Below are 20988 nucleotides of genomic sequence, written 5' to 3' on the forward strand. Positions count from 1 at the left end.
TCGCCGACGCCTGACGGCGCCACCCGGCTGACGCCCAGATCCTGCTTTTCTCGGGCTGACGCCCGAGCTTGCTCCTGCGTCGCTGCGGTGGGGCGGAGTCGTGGTCATCCGTTTGCTGGCCCTCCCGGTCCTCCTGCACCTCCTCCTCCTGCTGGCCCTCCCGCTCACGGCCCTCGGGCTCCGGTAGATTGGACCGATGGCCGTAGCTGATCCGACTCTGTGGGTGTTTTTTGCCCTGGTGGTCGGGGCAACGGCGCAGACCTTGCAGCATGTGCTGCGATCACACCCATCGAACGACGATGGCGGTGTCCGGCGCGATCACTCGCTGCTCGACCCCGTCCCGGAAGGCGCCGCGGCGCACTTCCGCAGAAGGGATTTCTCCAATGGAACACTCGAACGACAACGAATCCGTCGACTCAAAGGCCGACGATTCAGCGCCATCAGCTGATCAGCCGGCAAAACAGCGCCAGCGAGGCTCGCGGGGCGGCCAACATCGCAAACCGGCAAGTCAGCGGAGCGATGAGTTCATCGAGTGGAACGACAAGAACGACGTCGAGATCCCTGATCGGATTCGCGAAGGCAAGCCGTCGGCCGAAGCTGCTGAGCGCGGCCTGGTCCGCAAGCCAAAGATTGGCGACACGAGGTCGGCGCCGTCCACCCCGCCTCCTGGATCCTTTGCCAAGCAGCGCGACGACGGCGAGCGCGACGGCGAACGCGACAAGAAGAAGAAAAATCGTCGCGGTAAAGGTGGCAGCGCGGGCAACGGGGGTGGAATCGTCCACGGTCAGGGCAGCGAGTCCGAGCCGGGCGAGGACACTGGCAGAGATAGCGACAAACCGAAGGGCCGTCAGGGCGACAAGCAGGACAAGAACCAGAAGAACCGGCGCGGTCGGGGCAAGGGCCGCGGCAAGGGCGACACCCAGCAGTTGGACGATGCCTGGCTCGAGCAGCGTCGCGGGCGTGAGCGCAACGGCAAGCCGATCGGGCGCTATTTCATGTGCGTTCAGTCGCGGCCGGGCTTGGCGCAGGTCGCCGTGCTCGAAGGCCGAAACCTGATCGAGCACTACGTCAGCCGCCCCTCGGACGACGTCGCACAGATCCACGGCAACATCTACATCGGCAAGGTGCAGAACGTGCTGCCCGGCATGGAGGCGGCGTTTGTCGACATCGCCACACCGAAGAATGCTGTGCTCTACCGCAGCGACGTGCAGTACGAGCCAGAAGACATCGAAGTCAAGGGCTCGAACCCGCGCATCGAGGACATCCTGAAGAATAAGCAATTAATTCTCTGCCAGGTCACGAAGAACCCGATAGCGCACAAGGGCGCCCGTCTCACCCAGGAAGTGTCGCTGCCTGGTCGTTTCGTCGTTCTGATCCCGAACTCTCAGACCTATGGCATCTCGAAACGGTTGCCGGACGATGTCCGCAAGCGCCTGCGCGGGATCCTCGACCGAGTCAAGCCCGACGAGCACGGCATTATTGTTCGTACCGCAGCTGAGTCGGCAACCGAGGAAGAACTCATCGCCGACATGACCATCCTGCTCAAGGAGTGGGCAGTGATCGAGAGCAAGGCCGCAAAGGCGCATCGCCCTGCGCTGTTGTATCGCGAGCCCGAACTGGCGGTACGAGTGATCCGCGAAGAGTTCAACGCCGACTACCGCGGTGTGCTTATTGATGACAAGCGCCTCTGGCAAGACGTTCGCGACTATGTCGCAGCGTTCAACCCTGACCTTGCTGATCGCGTTGAGTACTACGACGCCGACAAAGAAGGCCTCTCACTGTTCGAACGCCACCACGTCCACGAGCAGGTTCACAAGGCGCTCGATCGCAAAGTCTGGCTGCCGTCTGGCGGTTCCTTGATCATTGAAGGCACTGAAGCGCTCACCGTGGTTGACGTCAACACGGGCAAGAACGTCGGCAAGTCGAACCTCGAAGAGACTGTCTTCCACAACAACATGGAGGCCGCGGTCGAGGTTGCCAAGCAACTGCGACTTCGCGACATCGGCGGCATCATCGTCATCGACTTCGTCGACATGGAGATCCGGGAGAACCGCGGCAAGGTCGTTGAGGCGCTGCGTGACGCGCTTGCTCGGGATAAGACGCGATCGCAGGTCTTCGATGTGTCTGAACTCGGGCTCGTCGAGATGACACGCAAGCGCATCGGTGAGGGGCTGCTGACCGAGTACAGCCAGATCTGCCCCGACTGTGATGGTCGCGGTGTTGTCGTCGATTACTCCATGCTCGAGTAGGCCCTCGTGAGGGAGCGCAGGATGGGCAGTCGGATTCCTCAGGAGGTGTCACAGTGATTGGGGCTGTGCAATGCTGGCCCCATGAAGATTCAGATCACCGAGGATGCCCGCAAGGTGTTGGCGAAAAAGGGCGGAACGATGTCGATCGACTTCATCCGCCCCACCGGTTGAGGCAAGGTTGCAGAGGTGTCGGTCGACACCAACGTCAAGAATAAAAACCTCGCTCCGTACCGCAAGCTACGCCACCAGGAGTTTCGGATTCTGATCACCCCGCAGCTCATTGGTATGGCCGAGCAGATGCGGATTGTCACCAAGGGCAAGCTGACGAAGTCATTGTCGATTGAGTTTCAGGCGAAGCCTGGCGGCGGCGGCGACGACGCTGCCTGTTGCATCTGAGCAGATTCGAAAAGCGTAGAGTCAGCGCCCATGGCTGATCTGCTTGCGCTCTCCAATGATGTCATCGACAACGGGCTGACCGACCGTCCATTCAACCGAATCAACAACGAGCTCTCCGAAATCGCTGATGGCCTCGCCATTGTCGAGAGCTTTAGCCACAGCATCGTTGCCGACACCGGTGAAGGGCTCGTGGCCTTCGATGCCTCGCATGTCCAGACAGGCCAGAAGATCGTTGAGGCAATCAAGGGGTGGACCAGCGACCCGGTCACCCACATCGTGTACACCCACGGACATGCTGATCATGTCGGTGGCAGCGTTGCCTTCGACGCCGCCTACGACGACATCACCGTGGTCGGTCACCGCAACGTCGACATTCGATTCGACCGATACGCCGCGACGAACGATTGGAACGTCCAGATTAACGCCCGCCAGTTCGGGGGTGTCTCCGGCGATTACGGGATGGGAGAGTTGCCCGAGTTCATCCCGTCGAACACCCATCGGCCCGACCACATCGTCGACGATCACGACGTCCTCGAGATCGGTAACAGGACCATCGAGCTGCACCATGCACGCGGCGAGACCGACGATCACCTCTGGGGATGGTTTCCCGAAGAGAAGTGGATCACGTCAGGTGACTTCTTCATCTGGAACTTCCCGAACGCCGGAAATCCGCAAAAGGTCCAGCGCTACCCGATCGAGTGGGCTGCAGCGCTCCGCAAGATGATTGCGAAGGAACCAGAACTGCTGCTCCCAGCGCACGGGCTGCCGATCGAAGGCAAGGACCGAATCGCCCGCGTGCTCGATGACGTTGCTACGTCCTTGGAACTCATCGTACGCGAGGTGCTCGACATGATGAACGCCGGTGAGGTCCTCGACACGATTGTGCATTCAGTCACTGTGCCCGAAGATTTGCTCGGCAAGCCCTACCTCCGGCCGCTCTATGACGAGCCAGAATTCGTCGTACGCGGTGTCTGGAGGCAGTTCGGAGGGTGGTGGGACGGTGCCCCGAGCCGGCTCAAGCCATCTCCTGATGCGGCGCTTGCGACCGAACTGGCATCCCTCGCCGGTGGCGTCAACGTGTTGATCGCTCGCGCTCGGACTGTTGCTGACCAGGGAGATCATCGACTGGCCTGCCATTTGGCCGATTTGGCCGGATGGGCTGCACCGGCCGACCGTGGCATTCACCGAGAGCGGGCGCTCATTTATCGAGGCCGACGAAAGCAGGAAACGTCGCTGATGGCCAAGGGGATCTTCGCGGGTGCCGCACGCGAATCGGAGCAGATTGCTGATTCGGATCCGGACTGAAGCTGCCCGAAGCCTCAACGTGGCGGGAGCATTTGCGGCAATGGGCCGTTAGTATCGACAATCGCTATGTACGCAGTAATCGCCTCAGGCGGCAAGCAGGAAAAAGTGGCTGAAGGCCAGCGAGTGCAGCTCGAACTGCTCGGCGCAGACGAAGGTAGCGACGTGTCGCTCACCCCCGTCATGCTCGTCGACGGCGACACTGTGCTTGCAACGGCCGACGAGCTCGTAGGAGCTTCAGTCACCGGCAAGATCGTCGGCCGCGCAGCGGGTCCGAAGATCAACGGCTTCACCTTCAAACGCCGCACCAATAACCATCGTCGTTACGGCCATCGTCAAAAGTATGACGTGGTCGAAATTACGTCCATCAAATTCCCCAACTAAAAGGGCGCTGATCTCATGTCAAAGACAAAGGGCGGCGGTTCAACCCGCAACGGCCGTGACTCCAACGCACAACGCCTCGGCGTGAAGGTCTTCGGTGGCGAAGATATTCGCACCGGAGCCATCATTGTTCGCCAACGTGGAACCCGTTTCCACCCCGGCAACAACGTCGGTAAGGCCAAGGACGATTCACTGTTCGCACTCGCTGACGGCGTCGTGCAGTTCGGTAACTACCGAGGCCGCAAGGCTGTTTCGGTCGTCTCCGGCAACTGATCGCAATTCGAACTGATTGGAGGCCGGGCCGCAAGGCCCGGCCTTTGTCGTTTTCAGCTCAACGCGAAACGGCCCGGTCACACTGTGCCAGGCACAGTGTGACCGGGCCGTTTGTGTGGCTAGAGAGCTGCTTCGAGCTGGTCGACGGCAGCGTTCAATTCGGCGGGAAGTCGGTCGCCGAAACGGTCGAAGTGCTCGCGGATCTGGGGTACAGCGCCCTTCCAGCCTTCGATGTCGACGGCGAGCAGAGTGTCGAGATCAGCCTGATCGATGTCGAGACCTGACAGGTCGAGCTGATCGGGAACGGGGAGCTTGCCGATCGGTGAGTCGATGGCATCGACGGTGCCGTCGACGCGCTCGAAGACCCACTTGAGCACCCGGCTGTTCTCACCGAATCCGGGCCACAGGAAGCGACCGTCCTCGTCGCGACGGAACCAGTTGACGAAGAAGATCTTTGGCAGGTTCGCGACGTCGGTGCGATCCTTCATTGAGAGCCAGTGCGCGAAGTAATCGCCGTAGTTGTAGCCACAGAACGGCAGCATGGCCATCGGGTCGAAGCGAAGCTCGCCCTGGACTCCTTCAGCCGCAGCGGTCTTCTCCGACGCCATGATCGAACCGAGGAACACGCCGTGATCCCAGTCGTTGGCCTCGGTCACCAGCGGCACCGTGGTACGGCGGCGGCCGCCGAAGAGAATTGCAGAGATCGGCACGCCAGCCGGATCTTCCCACTCGGCTGCTGCGGACGGGCACTGCGATGCAGGCGCGGTGAAGCGAGCGTTCGGATGCGCAGCAGGCGTCTTGACTTCGGGGTTCCAGGGGTTGCCACGCCAGTCAGTGGCGCGTGCCGGGGGAACGTCGGTCATCTCTTCCCACCAGATATCACCGTCGTCGGTGAGCGCGGTGTTGGTGTAAATGCAGTTACCCCAGAGTGTCTCCATGGCGTTGCGGTTTGTCGCATTGCTGGTCCCGGGTGCGACGCCGAAGAAGCCGGCTTCGGGGTTGATGGCATAGAGACGGCCGTCGTCGCCGATCTTCATCCAACAGATGTCGTCGCCGATGGTCTCGGCCTTCCAGCCGGGGATCGTCGGGACGAGCATTGCCAGGTTGGTCTTTCCGCAGGCCGACGGGAAGGCGGCTGCGATGTACTTCGACTCACCCTGTGGGTTGGTGAGTTTCAGGATCAGCATGTGCTCGGCGAGCCAGCCGTCGTCACGTGCCATGACTGAAGCAATGCGGAGTGCAAAACACTTCTTGCCGAGCAGCGCATTGCCGCCGTAGCCGGAGCCGTACGACATGATCTCGCGGGTGTCGGGGAAGTGGACGATGTACTTGTTCTCGGCATCGCAGGGCCACGGGACGTCAGCCTGGCCATCAGCAAGCGGGGCGCCAACGGAGTGGAGGCAGGGCACCCACTGGTCGTCGCCGAGCGCGTCGAGGGCACCTTGGCCCATGCGCGTCATAATGCGCATGTTCGTGGCGACATAGGCAGAGTCGGACAGCTGCACGCCAATGTGTGCGATCGGCGAACCGAGCGGGCCCATGGAGAACGGCACGACGTACATCGTGCGGCCCTTCATGCAGCCGGTGTAGAGGCTGCGCATCTCGGCACGCATTTCAGCCGGATCACGCCAGTTGTTGTTGGGGCCAGCTTCGATCTCGGTGGCCGAGCAGATAAACGTGCGGTCTTCGACACGTGCGACGTCGCCGGGATCAGAGTGTGCCCAGTAACTGTTCGGGCGCTTCGCCTCGTCGAGCTTGGTGAACGTTCCGCTGTCGACCAACTCCTGGCAGAAGCGCTCGTATTCGTCGGCGGAACCGTCGCACCAATAGATGTCGGCGGGCTGCATGACGGCGGCCCACTCGGCCACCCAGTCCTTGAGACGTTGGTTGTTAGTGGTTCCACTCATTCGTTGCTCCCCAATCAGGCGGCGCTCGTGTTCGAAAGTGTTCGAAACTGACGATAGGCGAAGAGGTGGCCCCGAAGGCAATGGGCGGCGTGGTTAGAGCGCACTATCTGATGTGCGAATACCTCATCACGAAAAGCGATATGGGCTTGACAGCAGATCACCAGGACAGATCAGTGGCGCGCCGTCGTCCGATCAACTCACGAACGTTGCGTGAGCGGTTGCTCGCCCGGACTCATCACACCGAGCGACGAGCTCACGGTGGTTGGATTGTTGCGTGAGGTGCGGATGGGCCGCATTGCCTCAGCAGTGGTCGAGTAGTGGTCGAGTAGCGATTCAGTGGCCGGGAGTCTTCATGTCGACCTCGGAGCCGAGGCTGAGCTTGGTAGCTCGGCCGGCATCATCGAGTTCGAAAATCACTCGCTGGCCTTGACGCACCATGCGAAAAATGGACCCGGCCAGCGCGTTGCCAGCAAGCTCGTAATCATTGAAGTCGGTGTCGCACATGACGAGACCGTCTCCGGTTGTCGGGTCGTATGCCTTAATGACGCCCTGCATGAGATCAACCGAAGGCTCGGCCTCAGCCGGCCTTGACGATCTTGCCGGACTTAATGCAGCCGGTGCAGACGTTCAGACGCTTGGTCGAACCGTTGACCCGAGCACGGACGCGCTGAATGTTCGGATTCCAGCGTCGCTTCGTACGACGGTGCGAGTGCGAAACAGCCATGCCCCATGACGGGCCCTTGCCACACGATTCACACTTAGATGCCATTGGATTCTCCTGCGACGATTCGCTTCAAGTCAGATTTGTTCAGAGCACGCTGGTGCCTGAAACAGCCATGTGATGCTACCAACACAACTGCAGACCGCAACTTGCTCAGAAGCTTCGGTTCGCTCAAGGCCATGTGCCACACAACCCCTAAGCTCTTGCGCCGTGCCAACACTTGAACGGTTGAACACCGAAGCACTGCGCGACACGGTTCGCACCTTCCGAGATGCTGTCAGGGCTCACGCGGGGGGTTTGAACAGGTTGAACGTGTATCCGGTCCCTGACGGAGACACTGGCACGAACATGGCGCGCACGCTCGACGCCGTTGTTGCAGAGATGGACGGAACCGATCCAGACGACCTCGATGCCACGTGTGATGCGATCAGTCACGGCTCGCTCATGGGTGCCCGTGGTAACAGTGGCGTCATTTTAAGCCAGATCATGCGTGGTATCGCCTCGACGCTGAAGACGCAGGCGCCCGTCACCGGTGCGAAGTTCGCCGAAGCGCTGCAGGCCGCAGCAACCGGTGCATACCAAGCCGTACTGAAGCCGATCGAAGGAACGATCCTCACGGTGGTTCGGCTGAGCGCAGACGGAGCGAAAGAGGCGGCAGATGCAGGCGGGTCGCTCGTTGAAGTGGTGCGTGCAGCGCAGGCCGCAGGCCGGATTGCGTTGGCGAACACACCGGAGCAACTGGCGGTCTTGAAAGACGCCGGTGTTGTCGATGCTGGTGGTGCCGGGTTCCTGCTGTTGCTCGATTCGGCCCTCTACGTAGTCGATGGCGAAGCGCTTCCCGAGCCCGAAGAAGACGACGGCACCGGTGGTGCTGTTGCGGCAGCATTCGACCAACCGGCGCAGCGATCGGGCAGCACCAAGATCGGCGGTGCTGGCGACGTTGACGTGGCCGACCAGCGTTACGAAGTGATGTACTTGATGGATCTTGCCGATGAGCAGATCGACGCGTTCAAGCAGGGCTGGGGTGCAATTGGCGACTCGATCGTCGTGGTCGGTGGCGATGGGATCTGGAACTGTCACGTCCACACCAATGACATTGGTGCCGCGATCGAAGTGCCGCTCGACCTCGGTGGCCGCCCGAAGCAGATCCGTGTGACAGACCTCTTCGAAGAGGTCGACGAAGAACACGCCAAGCGCGAAGCGGCGATGGCAGGTGGTCGGACCAACGCCAGCATCACCAAGGCCGGGGGCGGGCTCACGCCTGTCACCACGGCGGTCGTTGCGGTGTGTTCCGGTGAAGGTCTCGTTGAACTGTTCGCCCAATTGCGTGTGCAAGGCGTCGTCACCGGCGGTCAGACGATGAATCCGTCGACCTCGGAACTCCTTGACACCGTCGCTGCGGTCAACGCCGACCAGGTGGTCATCCTGCCGAACAACAAGAACATCATCCCCGTCGCCGAGCAGGTCAACGCCCTCAGCGCCAAGCATGTGATGGTGGTGCCGACCACGTCGATGCCTGAAGCGCTGGCTGCCCTCGTCGTGTATGACCCAGAGGCATCTGCTGATGTCAACTACGCCCAGATGGTCGAAGCTGCTGAGTCCGTCGCGACGGGCGAAGTCACTCAGGCAATCCGCGACACAAACTCCGATGCTGGTCCGATCAAGGAAGGCGATTGGATCGGCATTGTCAAGGGTGACGGCATCGCAGCAATCAGCGATTCGCCGCACGGTGTGTCGATCGCACTCCTTGAGCATCTCCTTGAAGACGATGCCGAACTCGTGACCGTCATCACCGGTGAAGACGCGACCGCAGAGTCAACCGCAGCGATTGAAGGCTGGCTGAGCGATCATCGTGCCGACATCACCGTTGAAGTCCAGCGCGGCGGACAGCCTCTCTACCCCTACCTCTTCGGTGTCGAATAGTCGTTTGCGTCGAAGTTTCCGTTGGACTGTCCGCAGAAATCTCGACACAAACGGCGAACGCTAAGTTTGGCGACTGATGAGTGAGCAGGGGCCGATCACGATGCGGGATCTTTCGCTGATTCCTGTCGAGCGATTGCGCGGCGTGGGGCCAAAGAAGCAGGCGGCGCTCGCCATGGTGGGGATCACCAACCTGCTCGACCTGGTCACCACCTACCCTCGACGCTGGATCGATCGGACCAACGAGGCGCGCATCGCTGACCTTGTCCCTGGTCAGGAAGCCCTTGTGCTCGTCACGATCCGATCGGTCACCAAGCGCACCACTCGCAACCGCAGGTCGATGATCAACGTCAACGTCGGTGACGGATCTGGCCGGATGGACTTGGTGTTTTTCAACCAGCCCTGGCGTGAACGGCAGTTCAAAGAAGGACTCCACGTCGCACTCTTCGGCAAGGCCGACACCTACCGAGGCGGCCTGCAGATGTCGAATCCTGTCGTCGACCTGATCGGGGATCGCACCGGCAAGATCGTGCCGATCTACCCGCAGAGCGAAAAGGCGCAGATTACTACCTGGGAGATGGCCGGATGGGTCGAAGAGACGCTCCGTCGATGCGCTGAACGGACCATTGCCGACCCGGTGCCCGAGGCGATCCGTCGACGTCACAGACTGATCGATCGGTCCGAAGCGCTCGCAGGAATCCATCTCCCCGACGACATGAAGACGAAGGAGTTGGCCCGATACCGACTCGCGTTTGACGAACTTCTTCGGGTGCAACTCGTCTTAGTTCTACGCAAGCGTGCAATGGAACGCGACTCGCTCGGGATCAAGCACGCGCTTGGTGGCCCGCTCGTCAAACGGTTCTACGAGTCGCTGCCCTTCCCGCTGACCGGGGCGCAGACGCGGACCATTGAAGAGATCAACGCTGATCTCGGCAGCGCCCAGCCGATGCACCGGCTGCTCCAGGGTGATGTCGGCTCCGGCAAGACGGTTGTGGCTGTCGCCGCAATGCTTGCAGCGGTCGACGGCGGACATCAGGGAGCGTTGATGGTGCCGACCGAAGTGCTCGCCGAACAGCACGCCACCAGCGTGCGCGCGATGCTTGACAGCGTGACGGTGCCCGACCCAGGCAACTTGTTCGGCGATCGACCGCTCCGTGTCGAACTCCTCACGAACCGGGTGACCGGCAACGATCGCAAGCAGGTGCTTGCAGGACTCGCCGATGGCAGCGTCGATATCGCCATCGGGACGCACGCATTGATCCAAGACACCGTCGACTTCGCAAGTCTCGGTGTCGTCGTGGTCGACGAACAGCACAGGTTTGGTGTCGAGCAGCGTGCAGCGCTTCGCTCGAAGACGGCCAATGGCGCGGTGCCCGACACTCTGGTGATGACAGCGACGCCCATTCCGCGCACTGCGGCGATGACCGTTTACGGTGATCTCGACGTCAGCGTCCTCGACGAGTTGCCGCCGGGCCGAACGCCGATCGTCACTATGTGGGCCGACGGCGGCCTGATGGAGGCCGGGGTGTGGAACGACATCAAGGACGAAGTTGCCGCTGGTCGTCAGGCATACGTCGTCTGCCCGCTGGTCGGTGAGAGCGAGAAGCTCGAAGTGGCATCTGCCGAAGAGACTCTCGAACGGCTTGCCTTCGGCGAACTCCAGGGGCTCAGGTTGGGCATGCTCCACGGCAAGCTGCCGTCCGACGAGAAGGCTGTCACCATGGACCGGTTCCGTCGTGGCGAACTCGATGTGCTTGTCGCGACCACGGTGATCGAGGTCGGCGTGGACGTGCCGAATGCAACCGTGATGGCAATCCTCGATGCCGATCGCTTCGGCATCGCCCAGCTCCACCAGTTGCGTGGACGCGTCGGGCGCGGTGAGCACGCCTCGACGTGTTGGCTGGTGACTCAGCAGAAAGAAGACGACGAGGGCAACGCCGTTGTCGGGAACCCGCGTATCGAAGCCTTGGTTGCCACGACCGACGGTTTCGAACTGGCCGAAGTCGACCTCGACCTGCGTGGCGAGGGCACATTGATGTCGACCGCGCAGAAGGGTCGAAGCGATCTGAAGTTGGCGTCACTCCGACGCGATCGCAAGCTCGTTGAACTGGCCCGCGAGGCAGCGTTTGAAATCGTTGACGGCGATCAGGATTTGGTGAAGCACCCAACCTTGGCCGATGAACTCGACCTCGTTTTCAGCGACCAAGACGAAGCGTTCCTCGCCAAGTCCTGATCACCGGTCACACTGTGTCAGGCACAGTGTGACCGGTGTGACCGGCTACCAGTCGGGGCGGCCGTCGCTCTCGATGTCTGACTCGTCGAGCACGAGGTCCCAACGGTCGAGGCAATCCTCGCAGCGATAGGCAACGACATCATCGACTTCCCAATTGCCGTCTTCGCGCGGCATCGTCAAGAGGAAGCAGCGGCCACCGCAGTCGATGCAGGTGATCTGTGGCGGGGGAGCGAGCACGACCTCAGTGTGCCCGTATCATCGCTCGGATGCGTGTAGTGGCAGGAGAACTGGGTGGTCGAAAGATTGTGTCGCCTGACGGGACATCCACTCGACCGACGACCGATCGAGTGCGTGAGGCGATTTTTAACTCGCTCGGAAGTTCCGGCGTGCTCGACGGCGCGCTCGTCGCTGACCTGTTCGCCGGCACCGGTGCCGTCGGGATCGAAGCGCTGTCGCGAGGCGCCGAACGTTGCGTGTTCGTCGAACGCGATCGGACGGCCCTTCGGGTCCTCGAGGAAAACATCGACGCGCTCGGGCTGCGCGACCGTTCCAAGGTGATCACCTCAGACGCCATGGCGACCGCGTCGGCAATCGACTGCGACATCGTCCTGGCCGACCCGCCGTACGGCTTTGACGCGTGGGCCGAACTGTTGCGGGTGGTCCGCGCTGACCTCGTTATCGCAGAATCAGGTCGCTCAATTGACTGCCCAGACGGGTGGAGGATCACTCGCGAGAAGAAGTACGGACGCACAATGGTGACGTTCTTCGAACGCGTCGAACTAGTGTCTGGCGAGTGAACGGTTCCGGCGCGAAACCCCAGCGAGTGATGTATCCGGGCAGCTTTGATCCGCTGCACCTTGGGCATATCGACGTCATCGAACAGGCGCACGAACTCTTCGGAGGCGTGGTCGTCGCTGTGATGCACAACCATGCCAAAGCGAGCGGTCTCTTCCCAGTTGCCCAACGGATCGACCTCGCCGAGCAAGCGCTCGCGCACCTCGATGGTGTCACCGTGGAAGCGCAGACGGGACTTGCCGTTCAGGCTGCTGCGAATCTCGGCGTCGACTTCATTGTCAAGGGGCTCCGCAACAGTGAAGACTTCGAAATCGAACAGCAGATGGCACAGAACAATCACGCCGTCACAGGTATTCGCACCGTGTACCTGCCGTGCTCGCCTGGGCTGGGCTACATCAGTAGCCGCTTTGTGAGGGAGATTGCGAAGTACGGTGAGGAAATCGGGCATTTGGTGCCGGCCACGGTTGCCGTCGCTTTGCGCACCGTCTTCGCAGATAAGCAGGACCGAACATGACTCACGACGACAACTACGACGAGTACGAAGAAATCGACGACACCTATCCGGAGCCCGGTGCGCCGATGGGGCCTGTCGGCGACGCAGAAACATTGCTGCGCCGAGTCATCGACATCATCGCCGACGCGCCAACGATGCCGCTGTCGTCATCGCCGCGTATCGACCGCGACGAGGTCGTCGAACTGCTTGACGAAGCACTCCACCGCCTCCCCGACGAACTCCGTCAGGCGCGTTGGATGCTGAAGGAGCGACAGGACTTCGTTGCCAAGACTCGTCGTGAAGCCGACGAACTCCTCGAAGCCGCCCGCGTCCGTGCCGAGCGCATGGTGCAGCGCACCGAAGTTGTGCGTGCCGCCGAGCAGCGAGCTCGGACCGTCATGGAGACTGCCGACGCCGACTCGCGTCGACTCAAGCACGAGACCGAAGATTTCCTTGACCAGCGGTTAGGCAGCTTTGAGATCCTGCTCGACAAGTTGCAGAAGACGGTCAACGCCGGACGCCAGCGCTTGTCGATTGGCGACCCGCAACCGGACACGACGAACACGGGCGGCCTCCCGGTCATCGACGACTCCGCTGCCTCCGCCTTCTTCGACCAAGACCACTGACCAGCGGCGATCACGGTTCGGCGATCTCTGCGTCAGCTCTCACCGCTCGTTGGCGGAGGCCATCTCGGGTTCGCGCTTCCGTGATCTGACCGAACCGTGATCGCCGCTTGCGGGGAGCCTGCTGAAGAGTTTGTGGCGGTTGCTCGGGTGTGTTGACGAGGTGTTTGCGGGTGACTCAGCGTCCTGGTGACGAATGACTGAGGAACAGACTCGCGGAATGGCGGCCTTGCGGTAGCGTTTTCTTCCATGGTGGATTTGCTGCGGCCTCTTCGAATTAATGCGGTCGAGCTCTTACGGCGGCCGGGAGCAACTCTGCCGGTGATCGAGGAGATCTTGGCTGAGCCGCTCGGCGTCGTTCACGAGCGATTGAACGGCAAGATTGACGTCGCAATTGAACTCGAATCGATGAACGACGGGATCGCCGTCACTGGAACTGTCGGAGCGCCCTGGGCAGCACCGTGTCGTCGCTGCCTCAAGGATCTGTCCGGTGTGGCCCGAGTGGACATCGATGAGCGCTACCAGATCGACAACATCGACGAAGAGGCCTACCCAATCGAGAACGGTCAACTCGATCTCGTCCCGATGGTGCGCGAGTTGGCGATGATCGAACTCGACGCCGAGCAGGTTTGCCAGCCCGATTGCAAAGGCCTTTGCCCGGCCTGTGGCATCGACTGGAACAAGGCCTCCTGCAACTGTGACAACACGGTGACCGACCATCGATGGTCTGCTCTCGACGGCCTCGTTCTCGACGAATGAAGCGTCTGCGTGACGACATTGGTTGCCATCCCAGCCAAAATCGTCACGCAAACAGATGGGACCCGTCAGCACGCGTTCGTCACGCCGCATGTTGATTGTGGCTGAGCGCCGATAACGTTGCACGTCGCTGCGAGGCTCCTCGCCGCCAGCGAATCAGATCTCCAGTCGACCAGAGTGGTCGATGCAGTAGCGAAAGAGCGAACGATGGCCGTTCCCAAGAAGAAGACTTCGAAGTCGAAAACACGCAGCCGTCGTGCCAGCGCCTGGAAGCTACAGACACCGCCGCGGAGCATCTGCCCCCGCTGCGGCAACGCCAAGACACCTCACACGGTGTGTGGCGAGTGCGGCTGGTACCGCGACCGCGTCGTCGTCGAAGTCTGATCCCCACCGGATCTCCTGCGGACATGCTTCCCGTCGCCGTCGATGCAATGGGCGGCGATGCCGCGCCACAACCAAATCTTGACGGCGCTTTTGCAGCTGTCGCTGCCGGCACGCCGGTTGTCATGGTTGGCCCTGCAGGCCTCGCTGGCCTCACCTCTGGTGGCGTCACGCTCGATCTGATTCCTGCGTCCGAAGTCATCGGCATGAAGGACGACCCGGCGCAGAGCGTTCGCAAGAAGAAAGACTCGACGCTCGTGCGCGCCGCCGAGGCCGTCCGCGACGGAAACGCCAGCGCCATGATCTCGGCCGGTAACACCGGGGCCACGATGGCCGCGGCGCTGCTTCGCATGGGCCGCATCAAGGGCGTCAAGCGCCCTGCGATCGCCACCCCTATCCCAGTCCCTGGTTCGACTCCGACCGTTCTGCTCGATGCTGGCGCCAATGCCGACGTCCAGGCCGAATGGCTCGTGCAATTCGCGCTGATGGGTTCGGTCTATGCGCGCCGCCGCTTCGGTATCGAGAACCCACGTGTCGGCCTCCTCTCGATTGGCGAAGAGCCCGGCAAGGGCGATGCACTCCGCAAAGAGGCCTACGGACTCCTTGCTCAGGCGCCGGGCATCAACTTCGTTGGCAACGTCGAGGGTCGCGATGTGATGAGCGCCGACATCGACGTCTGTGTCACCGACGGCTTCACCGGCAACGTCGTGTTGAAGACGCTGGAAGGCAGTATGCAGTTCCTCATCGGGGCACTGCTCGAAGTCTTCGCTCAGCCGGAGTACAAAGAACACGCCGACGCGCTGATGCCAGCGCTGCTCCCGCTGTACGAGACGTTCAACCCCGACACCTATGGCGGTGCAGTGCTGCTCGGTGTCGACGGCGTCTGCATTATCTCCCACGGATCGTCGAGCGCCACGGCGATCACGAACGGCATCGCCGTCGCCCGCGAATTGGTTGAACACGACCTCGTCGGAGAAATTCGCGACGTCATCGCAGCTGCGACGCCGACCGGCTAACGCGACTTCCAAGGCGAGAGCCCGAGCCTGGTCGACGGGTAGGATGGCGTCATGAGTGAAGTCATCAGCCGCGACGAAGTCCTGAAGATTGTGCGTGACGCACTGTCTGACATTCTCGAGATCGAGCCTGACACGATCACCGAGGGCCAGTCGTTCGCCGACGACCTCGAAGCCGATTCGCTTGCGCTGATCGAACTCGTCGAAGCACTCGAAGAAGCACTGAGTGAGAAGGTCGCAGGCTTCACCATCGAAGACGAGAGCCTCGAAGATCTGAAGACCGTGCGCGATGCTGTCGATTACGTGCACGAAAACGCCAACGAAAGCGCCTGAAGCCTCCGTGAGTGATCCGGAATCCAGTGACCTTGCCGAACTCGCGACGCGAGTCGGTCACGAGTTCGCTGACCCGGCACTCCTCCGACGAGCGATGGCACACCGTTCGTGGTGCGCTGAGACGCCCGGCGAGCCGAGCAACGAACGCCTTGAGTTTCTCGGCGATGCCGTGCTCGGCTGGGTCATCGCCGACATCGCGTTCCGCCGTTTCGACAAGCTGCCAGAAGGTCTACTGACGGATCTCCGGAAGAGCGTCGTTAATGCGAGCGCACTCGCTGAGGTTGCCGAAGAGATCGGTATCGGACGGTACCTGTTCCTTGGCAAGGGCGAAGCAGCTGCAGGCGGCGCCGAGAAGCCGTCGCTTCTCTCCGACGCATTCGAAGCAGTGCTTGGCGCCGTGTATTTGGACGGCGGCACCGCTCCGGCCTATGCGATGGTCGAACGTTGGGTTGCGCCGCGCCTGTCGACGTCGATCGAACGGATCGACCAGCTCGATCACAAGACGCAGCTCCAAGAACTTGCCGCTCGTTCCGGCAAGGGAGCTCCCGACTACGTGCTCACGTCAACAGGCCCCGACCACGCGAAACGTTTTCATGCCGAAGTGATCATCGACGGCAACATCCTCGGCGCCGGATCTGGTCGCTCGAAGAAGGCCGCCGAACAAGCTGCCGCTTCGCGCGCTGCCGCTGTCTTGGGCTGATCGATGCCCGAGCTGCCCGAGGTCGAGACGGTTCGGCGCGGCCTACAAAGGCAACTCGCAGGCCGACGGATCGAGCGAGTCGAAGTCGGTCGAGAACGTGTGGTGCGCCGGACGTCTCGTGAGGCGTTGATCGACGGGCTGACCAACACGACGGTCCTGAGCGCCGAGCGTCGCGGGAAGTATCTGATCATGCCGCTCGACTCGGGTGACTCGATGATGATTCACCTGCGGATGAGCGGCCAAGTACTTCTCGCTCCCGCTGGTGCCGACCGTCCAGCTCATACGCACGTGGTCATGCACCTCGACAACAGCACCGAATGCTGGTTCGTTGACCCACGCACCTTTGGAGAGGTGGTCGTCTATAACCCGGCAAATGTGGCCGTCGAGCTCCCGCCCCTCGCTCAGCTCGGTGTCGACCCGATTGCCGAACACTTTCCTCGCACCGCACTACGCAAGATGGTCCGAGGAACGAGCAAGGCGCTCAAACCGTTCCTGCTCGACCAGCAGAACGTCGCCGGGATCGGGAATATCTACGCCGACGAGATTCTCCACCGGTCGCGCCTCCGGCCCGAACGACCAGCCAACACGATCGATGCAGCGGCGACCTGGCGGCTGCATTTTGCAATCATCGACATCCTCACGGCGTCGATCGAGGTGGGCGGTTCGACGCTTGGTGATGCGCAGTACGTCGATGTCGATGGCGAGAGCGGCAGCTTCCAGAACGAGCACCGCGTATACGGCCGTACTGGCGAGCGATGCAGCACCTGCGGTCGAGGATGGATCCGGCGCATCGTCTCTGGCGGCAGGTCGACGCACTACTGCCCAATCTGCCAGCGCTGACGGTCACACTGTGCCTGGCACAGTGTGACCGGGAGTGGTTGGGGAGACTGGTTGGGGGAGTGGTTGGGGGGAGTGGCGTGCTGACCAAGTAGCTTCGTGACCGCTGTGTACCTGAAGAATCTGACCATCAAGGGCTTTAAATCGTTCGCTGACAGCACGCCGATGGCGTTCGAGCCGGGCGTCACTGTCGTCGTGGGCCCCAACGGGTCTGGCAAGTCAAACGTTGTCGACGCCATTGCCTGGGTGCTGGGCGCCCAGTCGCCGAAGTCTGTCCGCTCTCAGAAGATGGACGATGTCATCTTTGCTGGCACTGCCAAGCGCCCTGCGCTGGGCCGCGCCGAGGTCAGCATCACCATCGACAACTCCGACGGCACGCTTGGCCTCGCCTTCACTGAGGTCACGGTGTCGCGCATCCTGTTCCGCACAGGCGAGTCCGAGTACATGATCAACGGCGTCAGCTGCCGCCTTCTCGACGTGCAGGAGTTGTTGAGTGATGCCGGTGTCGGCCGTCAGCAGCACGTCATCGTCAGCCAGGGCCAGATCGACGCGGTCCTCAACGCCCGCCCCGAAGACCGACGTGCGATCATCGAAGAAGCAGCGGGTGTCCTCAAGTTCCGCAAGCGCAAGGAGAAGGCGGAGCGTCGGCTCGATGCCACCGAAGCGAATCTCCTTCGGGTGCAAGATCTCTTGCGTGAAGTCCGTCGTCAGCTCCGGCCGCTCGAACGGCAGGCAAAAGCAGCCGAACGCCACGGCTCGCTGATCGAAGAACTCACCAAGCTGAAGACCTTCGTGTCAGGCCGAGAGATTGCTGGCCTGCGCACCAAGCTCGAGGCGTTGGCGATCATCAAGCTCGAAAGCTCCACAGCCGAAGGTGAATTGAAGGCGGCTCTCGCAGCGCTTGACACGTCGGTGATGGCGATCGAGGCACAGCTGTCAGCGCGCGGCGCCAGCGACATCAGCGACCGACTCGTGCATGTCGAGCAATTGCGTGAACGCGCCCGCGGGCTCGCTGCGGTGCTCGTCGAACGGCGTCGCTCACTCGAACGCGACAAAGGCCAGTTGCTCGACGCCGGTGTTGTCGCCAACCTCGAGGCCGATGCTGCTCGTTTCCGTGACGAGATCGAGAAGGCCGCCGGCGAGCTCGGCCTGTTGGAGCCCGAGACGGGCCAGCTCGGTTTCGACGAGGAATCGTTCAAGTCCGAGCGCGAGAACATCATGGACGCGGTCCGTGCCGACCAGACCACCACGAAGGCTGCAAGCGCAGCAGCCGAGGTGCGCGGCGAACTCAAGTCGATTCGCTCGTCACTCGAACGCACCGAAGCCGAGCTGCGTCGCCTCGTCAGCCGCAAGACATCACTGAGCGAGCGCCTCCAGGCCTCACGGGAAGACACCGAACGATTCCGCACCGACTGCGACGAAGCCGGAGCAATTGAAGCCCCGCTCGTTGGCGAAGTCGAAGTCGCCGAGCAGGCGCTCATCGAGGCGCAGTCGACCGTCGAAGCGCGCAAGTCGATTCGCAACGAGTTGGCCGAAGACGCATCGAAATGGTCGGCTCGCGTCGAAGCACTGCAGATGGCACTTGATGCGGCACGTGCCCGCGCCGGAGCCGAACGGCTGGCAGGTGTTGACGGCGTCCTCGGTACGTTGCTCGACCTCATCGAAATCGACGAAGGCTGGGAGCCAGTCGTCGAGGCAGCACTCGGTGAGTCGCTGACGGCCGTGGTGGTCGACGACCCGACAGCGGGTCGCCGCGCACTTGATGCGCTGCGCAGTAGCGACACGAGTGGCGCAGTCATCGCCCTCGGTGCCCGCCCGGCCGCACTTCCCACGCCGAGCGTCGGCGATGCCGTCCGACCGCACACTCGGAGTCAGCGGCCGGGCGTGAACGACCTGCTCGACGGGCTCCTCGGCTCGGCAGTCCGTATCGATGACCTGTCCGATGCGCTCGACGCAGCAATGCAGCATCCTGAAGCAGTTGTCGTCACTGGTGGTGGCGACCGTTTCGGCATCAGCGGTTGGCGAATCGGAACTGCCGGCAGTGGCGCTACGGCGTCGGCGCTCGAAGAGGCGACTGAGCGATCAACTGCGGCCACCGCTGAATTCGAAGCAGCGAAAGCAGCGGTCTCTGAAGCCGAGCAGGCGCTGCGCACCGTGCAGAACACGGAACGCGAGCTGGCGAAGAAGCTTGACTCCAACGATGCTCGATTCAGCGCAGCGACGCAGGGGCTCGCACGTACCCAGGGTGAGCACCGAGAGATCCACGCTGAACGAGAAACGCTCGATCAGAACATCACCGACGCTGAGACCAACATCACTCGTGAGCAGCGACGAGTCGTCGAGATTGAGGCGCTGCTTCCGGCACTCGAAAGCGACGAGCAGGCTGAGGCCGAGGCAGCACGCGCCCGAGGCGAGCTCCGTGCCGAACTCGAAGCTCGAGCTGCCCTGCTTGCCTCGCGTCGCAAAGACATCGAAGTTCGTTACGCCGGGCTCCAGGAACGCCATCAACTGAACGAGCGGCGCCTCGCCGAGACCGAGCGCCGCCTCGAGGCCGACAAGGACGCACGCATCGCGGCCGAAGGCCAACGGATGGTTATCGAGCGCCAGATCAACGTCATCGATCGGCTCACCGGGCTCGTCGATGCACATCGCCACGTCGTCGAAGGCCATCACGCTGAGCTGGCCGACCAGCGCCGAAAGCAGAGCGACGAAGTCCGCGGCTTGAGCTCCGAACTCGACACCCTGCGGCGTGAACGGGCCGACAAGGAAAAGTCGCTCGACGTCACCCGCGAGCGGGCTCGCAAGGCTGAGCTCGAAGAGGCCGAAGCCAAACTCCGCCTCGAAACTGCGATCGAAACGTTGCGCCGGGACCTGGACATCGAGCCTGCTGTCGCCGAAGCCGCTGAAATGCCAGAAGTGCCCGACGGAGCAACACCGGCCGGGCGTGTCCGCGAACTCGAGCGAGAACTGAGATTGCTCGGCCCGATCAACCCGTTGGCACTTGAAGAGTTCAACGAACTGCAGACTCGCCACACGTTCCTCGAAGAACAACTGGAAGACGTCCGGACGACTCGCCGGGAACTCTCCCGTGTGATCGCTGCGGTCGACGCCGAGATTCAGAACGTGTTCGCCACGGCCTTCGAGGATGTGGCGAAGAACTTCACCGAGTTGTTCGCGCTCCTCTTCCCGGGCGGCAAGGGCAACCTCATGCTCACGCAGCCCGACGACATGCTCAACACCGGCATCGAAGTCGAAGCGAAGCCGAGCGGCAAGAACGTCAAAAAGCTCTCGCTACTGTCGGGCGGCGAACGGTCGCTGACGGCGCTGGCCTACCTTTTTGCCGTCTTCCGTTCACGTCCGTCGCCGTTCTACGTGATGGACGAAGTCGAGGCTGCCCTCGACGATGTGAACCTGCACCGGTTCCTTGGCCTCATTCAGGAGTTCCGCAAGGACGCCCAGCTCATCGTTGTCTCGCACCAGAAGCGCACGATGGAAGCGGGCGACGTGCTCCTCGGCGTCAGCATGCAACCCGGCGGGTCATCCAAAGTCGTCACCGAACGAGCGTCTGATGCGGGCCAACTCGCCCAATAGCTGCGTTGCGTGGACTCCTCATTGAGCAAGCTCAACTACGTCGTCACGCGCCTTGCTCTTGAACGACCTGGTCCCGCCTCAGAA

General features: G+C 62.0%; 22 protein-coding genes. 18 read left to right on the plus strand and 4 right to left on the minus strand.

The window, feature by feature from the left end; all coding sequences use genetic code 11:
* The first annotated feature begins 196 nt into the window (after positions 1-196).
* From ACH2EI_RS02920 to rpmA, 6 genes are all read left to right on the plus strand, one after another.
* Positions 197-448 carry a hypothetical protein gene (locus ACH2EI_RS02920; protein ID WP_395153526.1) on the plus strand — a complete coding sequence of 84 codons (252 nt, stop codon included), beginning with the start codon at positions 197-199 and terminating at the stop codon, positions 446-448.
* Complete coding sequence (locus ACH2EI_RS02925; RefSeq protein ID WP_395153527.1) at positions 384-2249, plus strand: Rne/Rng family ribonuclease; 1866 nt, start codon at positions 384-386, stop codon at positions 2247-2249. Before ACH2EI_RS02920 ends, ACH2EI_RS02925 begins: the two co-directional genes overlap by 65 nt.
* Positions 2250-2435: 186 nt before the next feature.
* Positions 2436-2645, plus strand: a complete 210-nt coding sequence (locus tag ACH2EI_RS02930; RefSeq protein ID WP_395159113.1) for a hypothetical protein — start codon at positions 2436-2438, stop codon at positions 2643-2645.
* A 30-nt stretch (positions 2646-2675) separates the two neighbouring features.
* Positions 2676-3950: an alkyl sulfatase dimerization domain-containing protein gene (locus ACH2EI_RS02935; RefSeq protein ID WP_395153529.1), complete on the plus strand. Its 1275-nt coding sequence runs from the start codon at positions 2676-2678 to the stop codon at positions 3948-3950.
* Positions 3951-4016: 66 nt separating this feature from the next.
* Positions 4017-4331, plus strand: coding sequence for a 50S ribosomal protein L21 (gene rplU / locus ACH2EI_RS02940; protein WP_395153530.1), 315 nt, complete (start codon positions 4017-4019; stop codon positions 4329-4331).
* Between the two features lie 15 nt (positions 4332-4346).
* Positions 4347-4601 carry a 50S ribosomal protein L27 gene (gene rpmA, locus ACH2EI_RS02945; RefSeq protein ID WP_395153531.1) on the plus strand — a complete coding sequence of 85 codons (255 nt, stop codon included), beginning with the start codon at positions 4347-4349 and terminating at the stop codon, positions 4599-4601.
* Between the two features lie 119 nt (positions 4602-4720).
* Here rpmA and ACH2EI_RS02950 read toward each other — a convergent pair whose 3' ends face one another.
* From ACH2EI_RS02950 to rpmB, 3 genes are all read right to left on the minus strand, one after another.
* Positions 4721-6508 (minus strand): phosphoenolpyruvate carboxykinase (GTP), encoded by a 1788-nt coding sequence (locus ACH2EI_RS02950; protein ID WP_395153532.1) that lies wholly within the window; start codon positions 6506-6508, stop codon positions 4721-4723.
* Positions 6509-6841: 333 nt separating this feature from the next.
* Complete coding sequence (locus ACH2EI_RS02955) at positions 6842-7063, minus strand: hypothetical protein (protein WP_395152852.1); 222 nt, start codon at positions 7061-7063, stop codon at positions 6842-6844.
* 22 nt (positions 7064-7085) lie between these two features.
* On the minus strand, positions 7086-7277 hold the full coding sequence (rpmB, locus tag ACH2EI_RS02960) for a 50S ribosomal protein L28 (RefSeq protein WP_394941796.1): 192 nt from the start codon (positions 7275-7277) through the stop codon (positions 7086-7088).
* 162 nt (positions 7278-7439) lie between these two features.
* Here rpmB and ACH2EI_RS02965 point away from each other — a divergent pair, with 162 nt between their 5' ends.
* Both ACH2EI_RS02965 and recG read left to right on the plus strand, forming a co-directional pair.
* Positions 7440-9152: a DAK2 domain-containing protein gene (locus tag ACH2EI_RS02965; protein ID WP_395152853.1), complete on the plus strand. Its 1713-nt coding sequence runs from the start codon at positions 7440-7442 to the stop codon at positions 9150-9152.
* A 76-nt stretch (positions 9153-9228) separates the two neighbouring features.
* Positions 9229-11382, plus strand: coding sequence for an ATP-dependent DNA helicase RecG (gene recG / locus ACH2EI_RS02970; RefSeq protein WP_395152854.1), 2154 nt, complete (start codon positions 9229-9231; stop codon positions 11380-11382).
* 45 nt (positions 11383-11427) lie between these two features.
* Here recG and ACH2EI_RS02975 read toward each other — a convergent pair whose 3' ends face one another.
* Positions 11428-11619, minus strand: a complete 192-nt coding sequence (locus ACH2EI_RS02975; RefSeq protein WP_395152855.1) for a hypothetical protein — start codon at positions 11617-11619, stop codon at positions 11428-11430.
* Positions 11620-11648: 29 nt separating this feature from the next.
* On the opposite strand from ACH2EI_RS02975, the gene rsmD reads away from it, so the two are divergent.
* The 10 genes from rsmD to smc all read left to right on the plus strand — a co-directional run bounded on the left by rsmD (position 11649) and on the right by smc (position 20904).
* Positions 11649-12179, plus strand: coding sequence for a 16S rRNA (guanine(966)-N(2))-methyltransferase RsmD (gene rsmD, locus ACH2EI_RS02980; RefSeq protein WP_395152856.1), 531 nt, complete (start codon positions 11649-11651; stop codon positions 12177-12179).
* Positions 12176-12691 carry a pantetheine-phosphate adenylyltransferase gene (coaD, locus tag ACH2EI_RS02985; protein WP_395152857.1) on the plus strand — a complete coding sequence of 172 codons (516 nt, stop codon included), beginning with the start codon at positions 12176-12178 and terminating at the stop codon, positions 12689-12691. Before rsmD ends, coaD begins: the two co-directional genes overlap by 4 nt.
* The gene (locus tag ACH2EI_RS02990) at positions 12688-13296 is read left to right on the plus strand and encodes a hypothetical protein (RefSeq protein ID WP_395152858.1); all 609 of its coding nucleotides are present in this window, start codon (positions 12688-12690) and stop codon (positions 13294-13296) included. Before coaD ends, ACH2EI_RS02990 begins: the two co-directional genes overlap by 4 nt.
* Positions 13297-13542: 246 nt before the next feature.
* On the plus strand, positions 13543-14052 hold the full coding sequence (locus ACH2EI_RS02995) for a YceD family protein (RefSeq protein ID WP_395152859.1): 510 nt from the start codon (positions 13543-13545) through the stop codon (positions 14050-14052).
* Between the two features lie 204 nt (positions 14053-14256).
* A complete protein-coding gene (gene rpmF, locus ACH2EI_RS03000; RefSeq protein ID WP_394933230.1) occupies positions 14257-14433 on the plus strand; it encodes a 50S ribosomal protein L32 in 177 nt (58 codons plus the stop codon).
* Between the two features lie 23 nt (positions 14434-14456).
* Complete coding sequence (gene plsX, locus ACH2EI_RS03005; RefSeq protein ID WP_395152860.1) at positions 14457-15446, plus strand: phosphate acyltransferase PlsX; 990 nt, start codon at positions 14457-14459, stop codon at positions 15444-15446.
* Between the two features lie 51 nt (positions 15447-15497).
* Entirely contained in the window at positions 15498-15776 is a 279-nt protein-coding gene (locus tag ACH2EI_RS03010) for an acyl carrier protein (RefSeq protein WP_395152861.1), read from the plus strand.
* Positions 15777-15783: 7 nt separating this feature from the next.
* Complete coding sequence (gene rnc, locus ACH2EI_RS03015) at positions 15784-16476, plus strand: ribonuclease III (protein ID WP_395152862.1); 693 nt, start codon at positions 15784-15786, stop codon at positions 16474-16476.
* 3 nt (positions 16477-16479) lie between these two features.
* Entirely contained in the window at positions 16480-17316 is an 837-nt protein-coding gene (gene mutM, locus ACH2EI_RS03020) for a bifunctional DNA-formamidopyrimidine glycosylase/DNA-(apurinic or apyrimidinic site) lyase (RefSeq protein ID WP_395152863.1), read from the plus strand.
* A gap of 96 nt (positions 17317-17412) precedes the next feature.
* Positions 17413-20904 (plus strand): chromosome segregation protein SMC, encoded by a 3492-nt coding sequence (gene smc / locus ACH2EI_RS03025; protein WP_395152864.1) that lies wholly within the window; start codon positions 17413-17415, stop codon positions 20902-20904.
* Positions 20905-20988: the final 84 nt, after the last annotated feature.

Source organism: Ilumatobacter sp., assembly GCF_041688325.1.
GTDB lineage: Bacteria > Actinomycetota > Acidimicrobiia > Acidimicrobiales > Ilumatobacteraceae > Ilumatobacter_A.

Coding starts and splice junctions, on each gene's coding strand:
- ACH2EI_RS03010 (WP_395152861.1), top strand. CDS start 15,498: ATGAGTGAAGTCATCAGCCGCGACGAAGTCCTGAAGATTGTGCGTGAC.
- ACH2EI_RS02925 (WP_395153527.1), top strand. CDS start 384: ATGGAACACTCGAACGACAACGAATCCGTCGACTCAAAGGCCGACGAT.
- ACH2EI_RS02990 (WP_395152858.1), top strand. CDS start 12,688: ATGACTCACGACGACAACTACGACGAGTACGAAGAAATCGACGACACC.
- ACH2EI_RS02950 (WP_395153532.1), bottom strand. CDS start 6,508: ATGAGTGGAACCACTAACAACCAACGTCTCAAGGACTGGGTGGCCGAG.
- ACH2EI_RS02935 (WP_395153529.1), top strand. CDS start 2,676: ATGGCTGATCTGCTTGCGCTCTCCAATGATGTCATCGACAACGGGCTG.
- rpmB (WP_394941796.1), bottom strand. CDS start 7,277: ATGGCATCTAAGTGTGAATCGTGTGGCAAGGGCCCGTCATGGGGCATG.
- rpmA (WP_395153531.1), top strand. CDS start 4,347: ATGTCAAAGACAAAGGGCGGCGGTTCAACCCGCAACGGCCGTGACTCC.
- ACH2EI_RS02995 (WP_395152859.1), top strand. CDS start 13,543: ATGGTGGATTTGCTGCGGCCTCTTCGAATTAATGCGGTCGAGCTCTTA.
- mutM (WP_395152863.1), top strand. CDS start 16,480: ATGCCCGAGCTGCCCGAGGTCGAGACGGTTCGGCGCGGCCTACAAAGG.
- rplU (WP_395153530.1), top strand. CDS start 4,017: ATGTACGCAGTAATCGCCTCAGGCGGCAAGCAGGAAAAAGTGGCTGAA.
- ACH2EI_RS02955 (WP_395152852.1), bottom strand. CDS start 7,063: ATGCAGGGCGTCATTAAGGCATACGACCCGACAACCGGAGACGGTCTC.
- ACH2EI_RS02920 (WP_395153526.1), top strand. CDS start 197: ATGGCCGTAGCTGATCCGACTCTGTGGGTGTTTTTTGCCCTGGTGGTC.
- rpmF (WP_394933230.1), top strand. CDS start 14,257: ATGGCCGTTCCCAAGAAGAAGACTTCGAAGTCGAAAACACGCAGCCGT.
- plsX (WP_395152860.1), top strand. CDS start 14,457: ATGCTTCCCGTCGCCGTCGATGCAATGGGCGGCGATGCCGCGCCACAA.
- rsmD (WP_395152856.1), top strand. CDS start 11,649: ATGCGTGTAGTGGCAGGAGAACTGGGTGGTCGAAAGATTGTGTCGCCT.
- recG (WP_395152854.1), top strand. CDS start 9,229: ATGAGTGAGCAGGGGCCGATCACGATGCGGGATCTTTCGCTGATTCCT.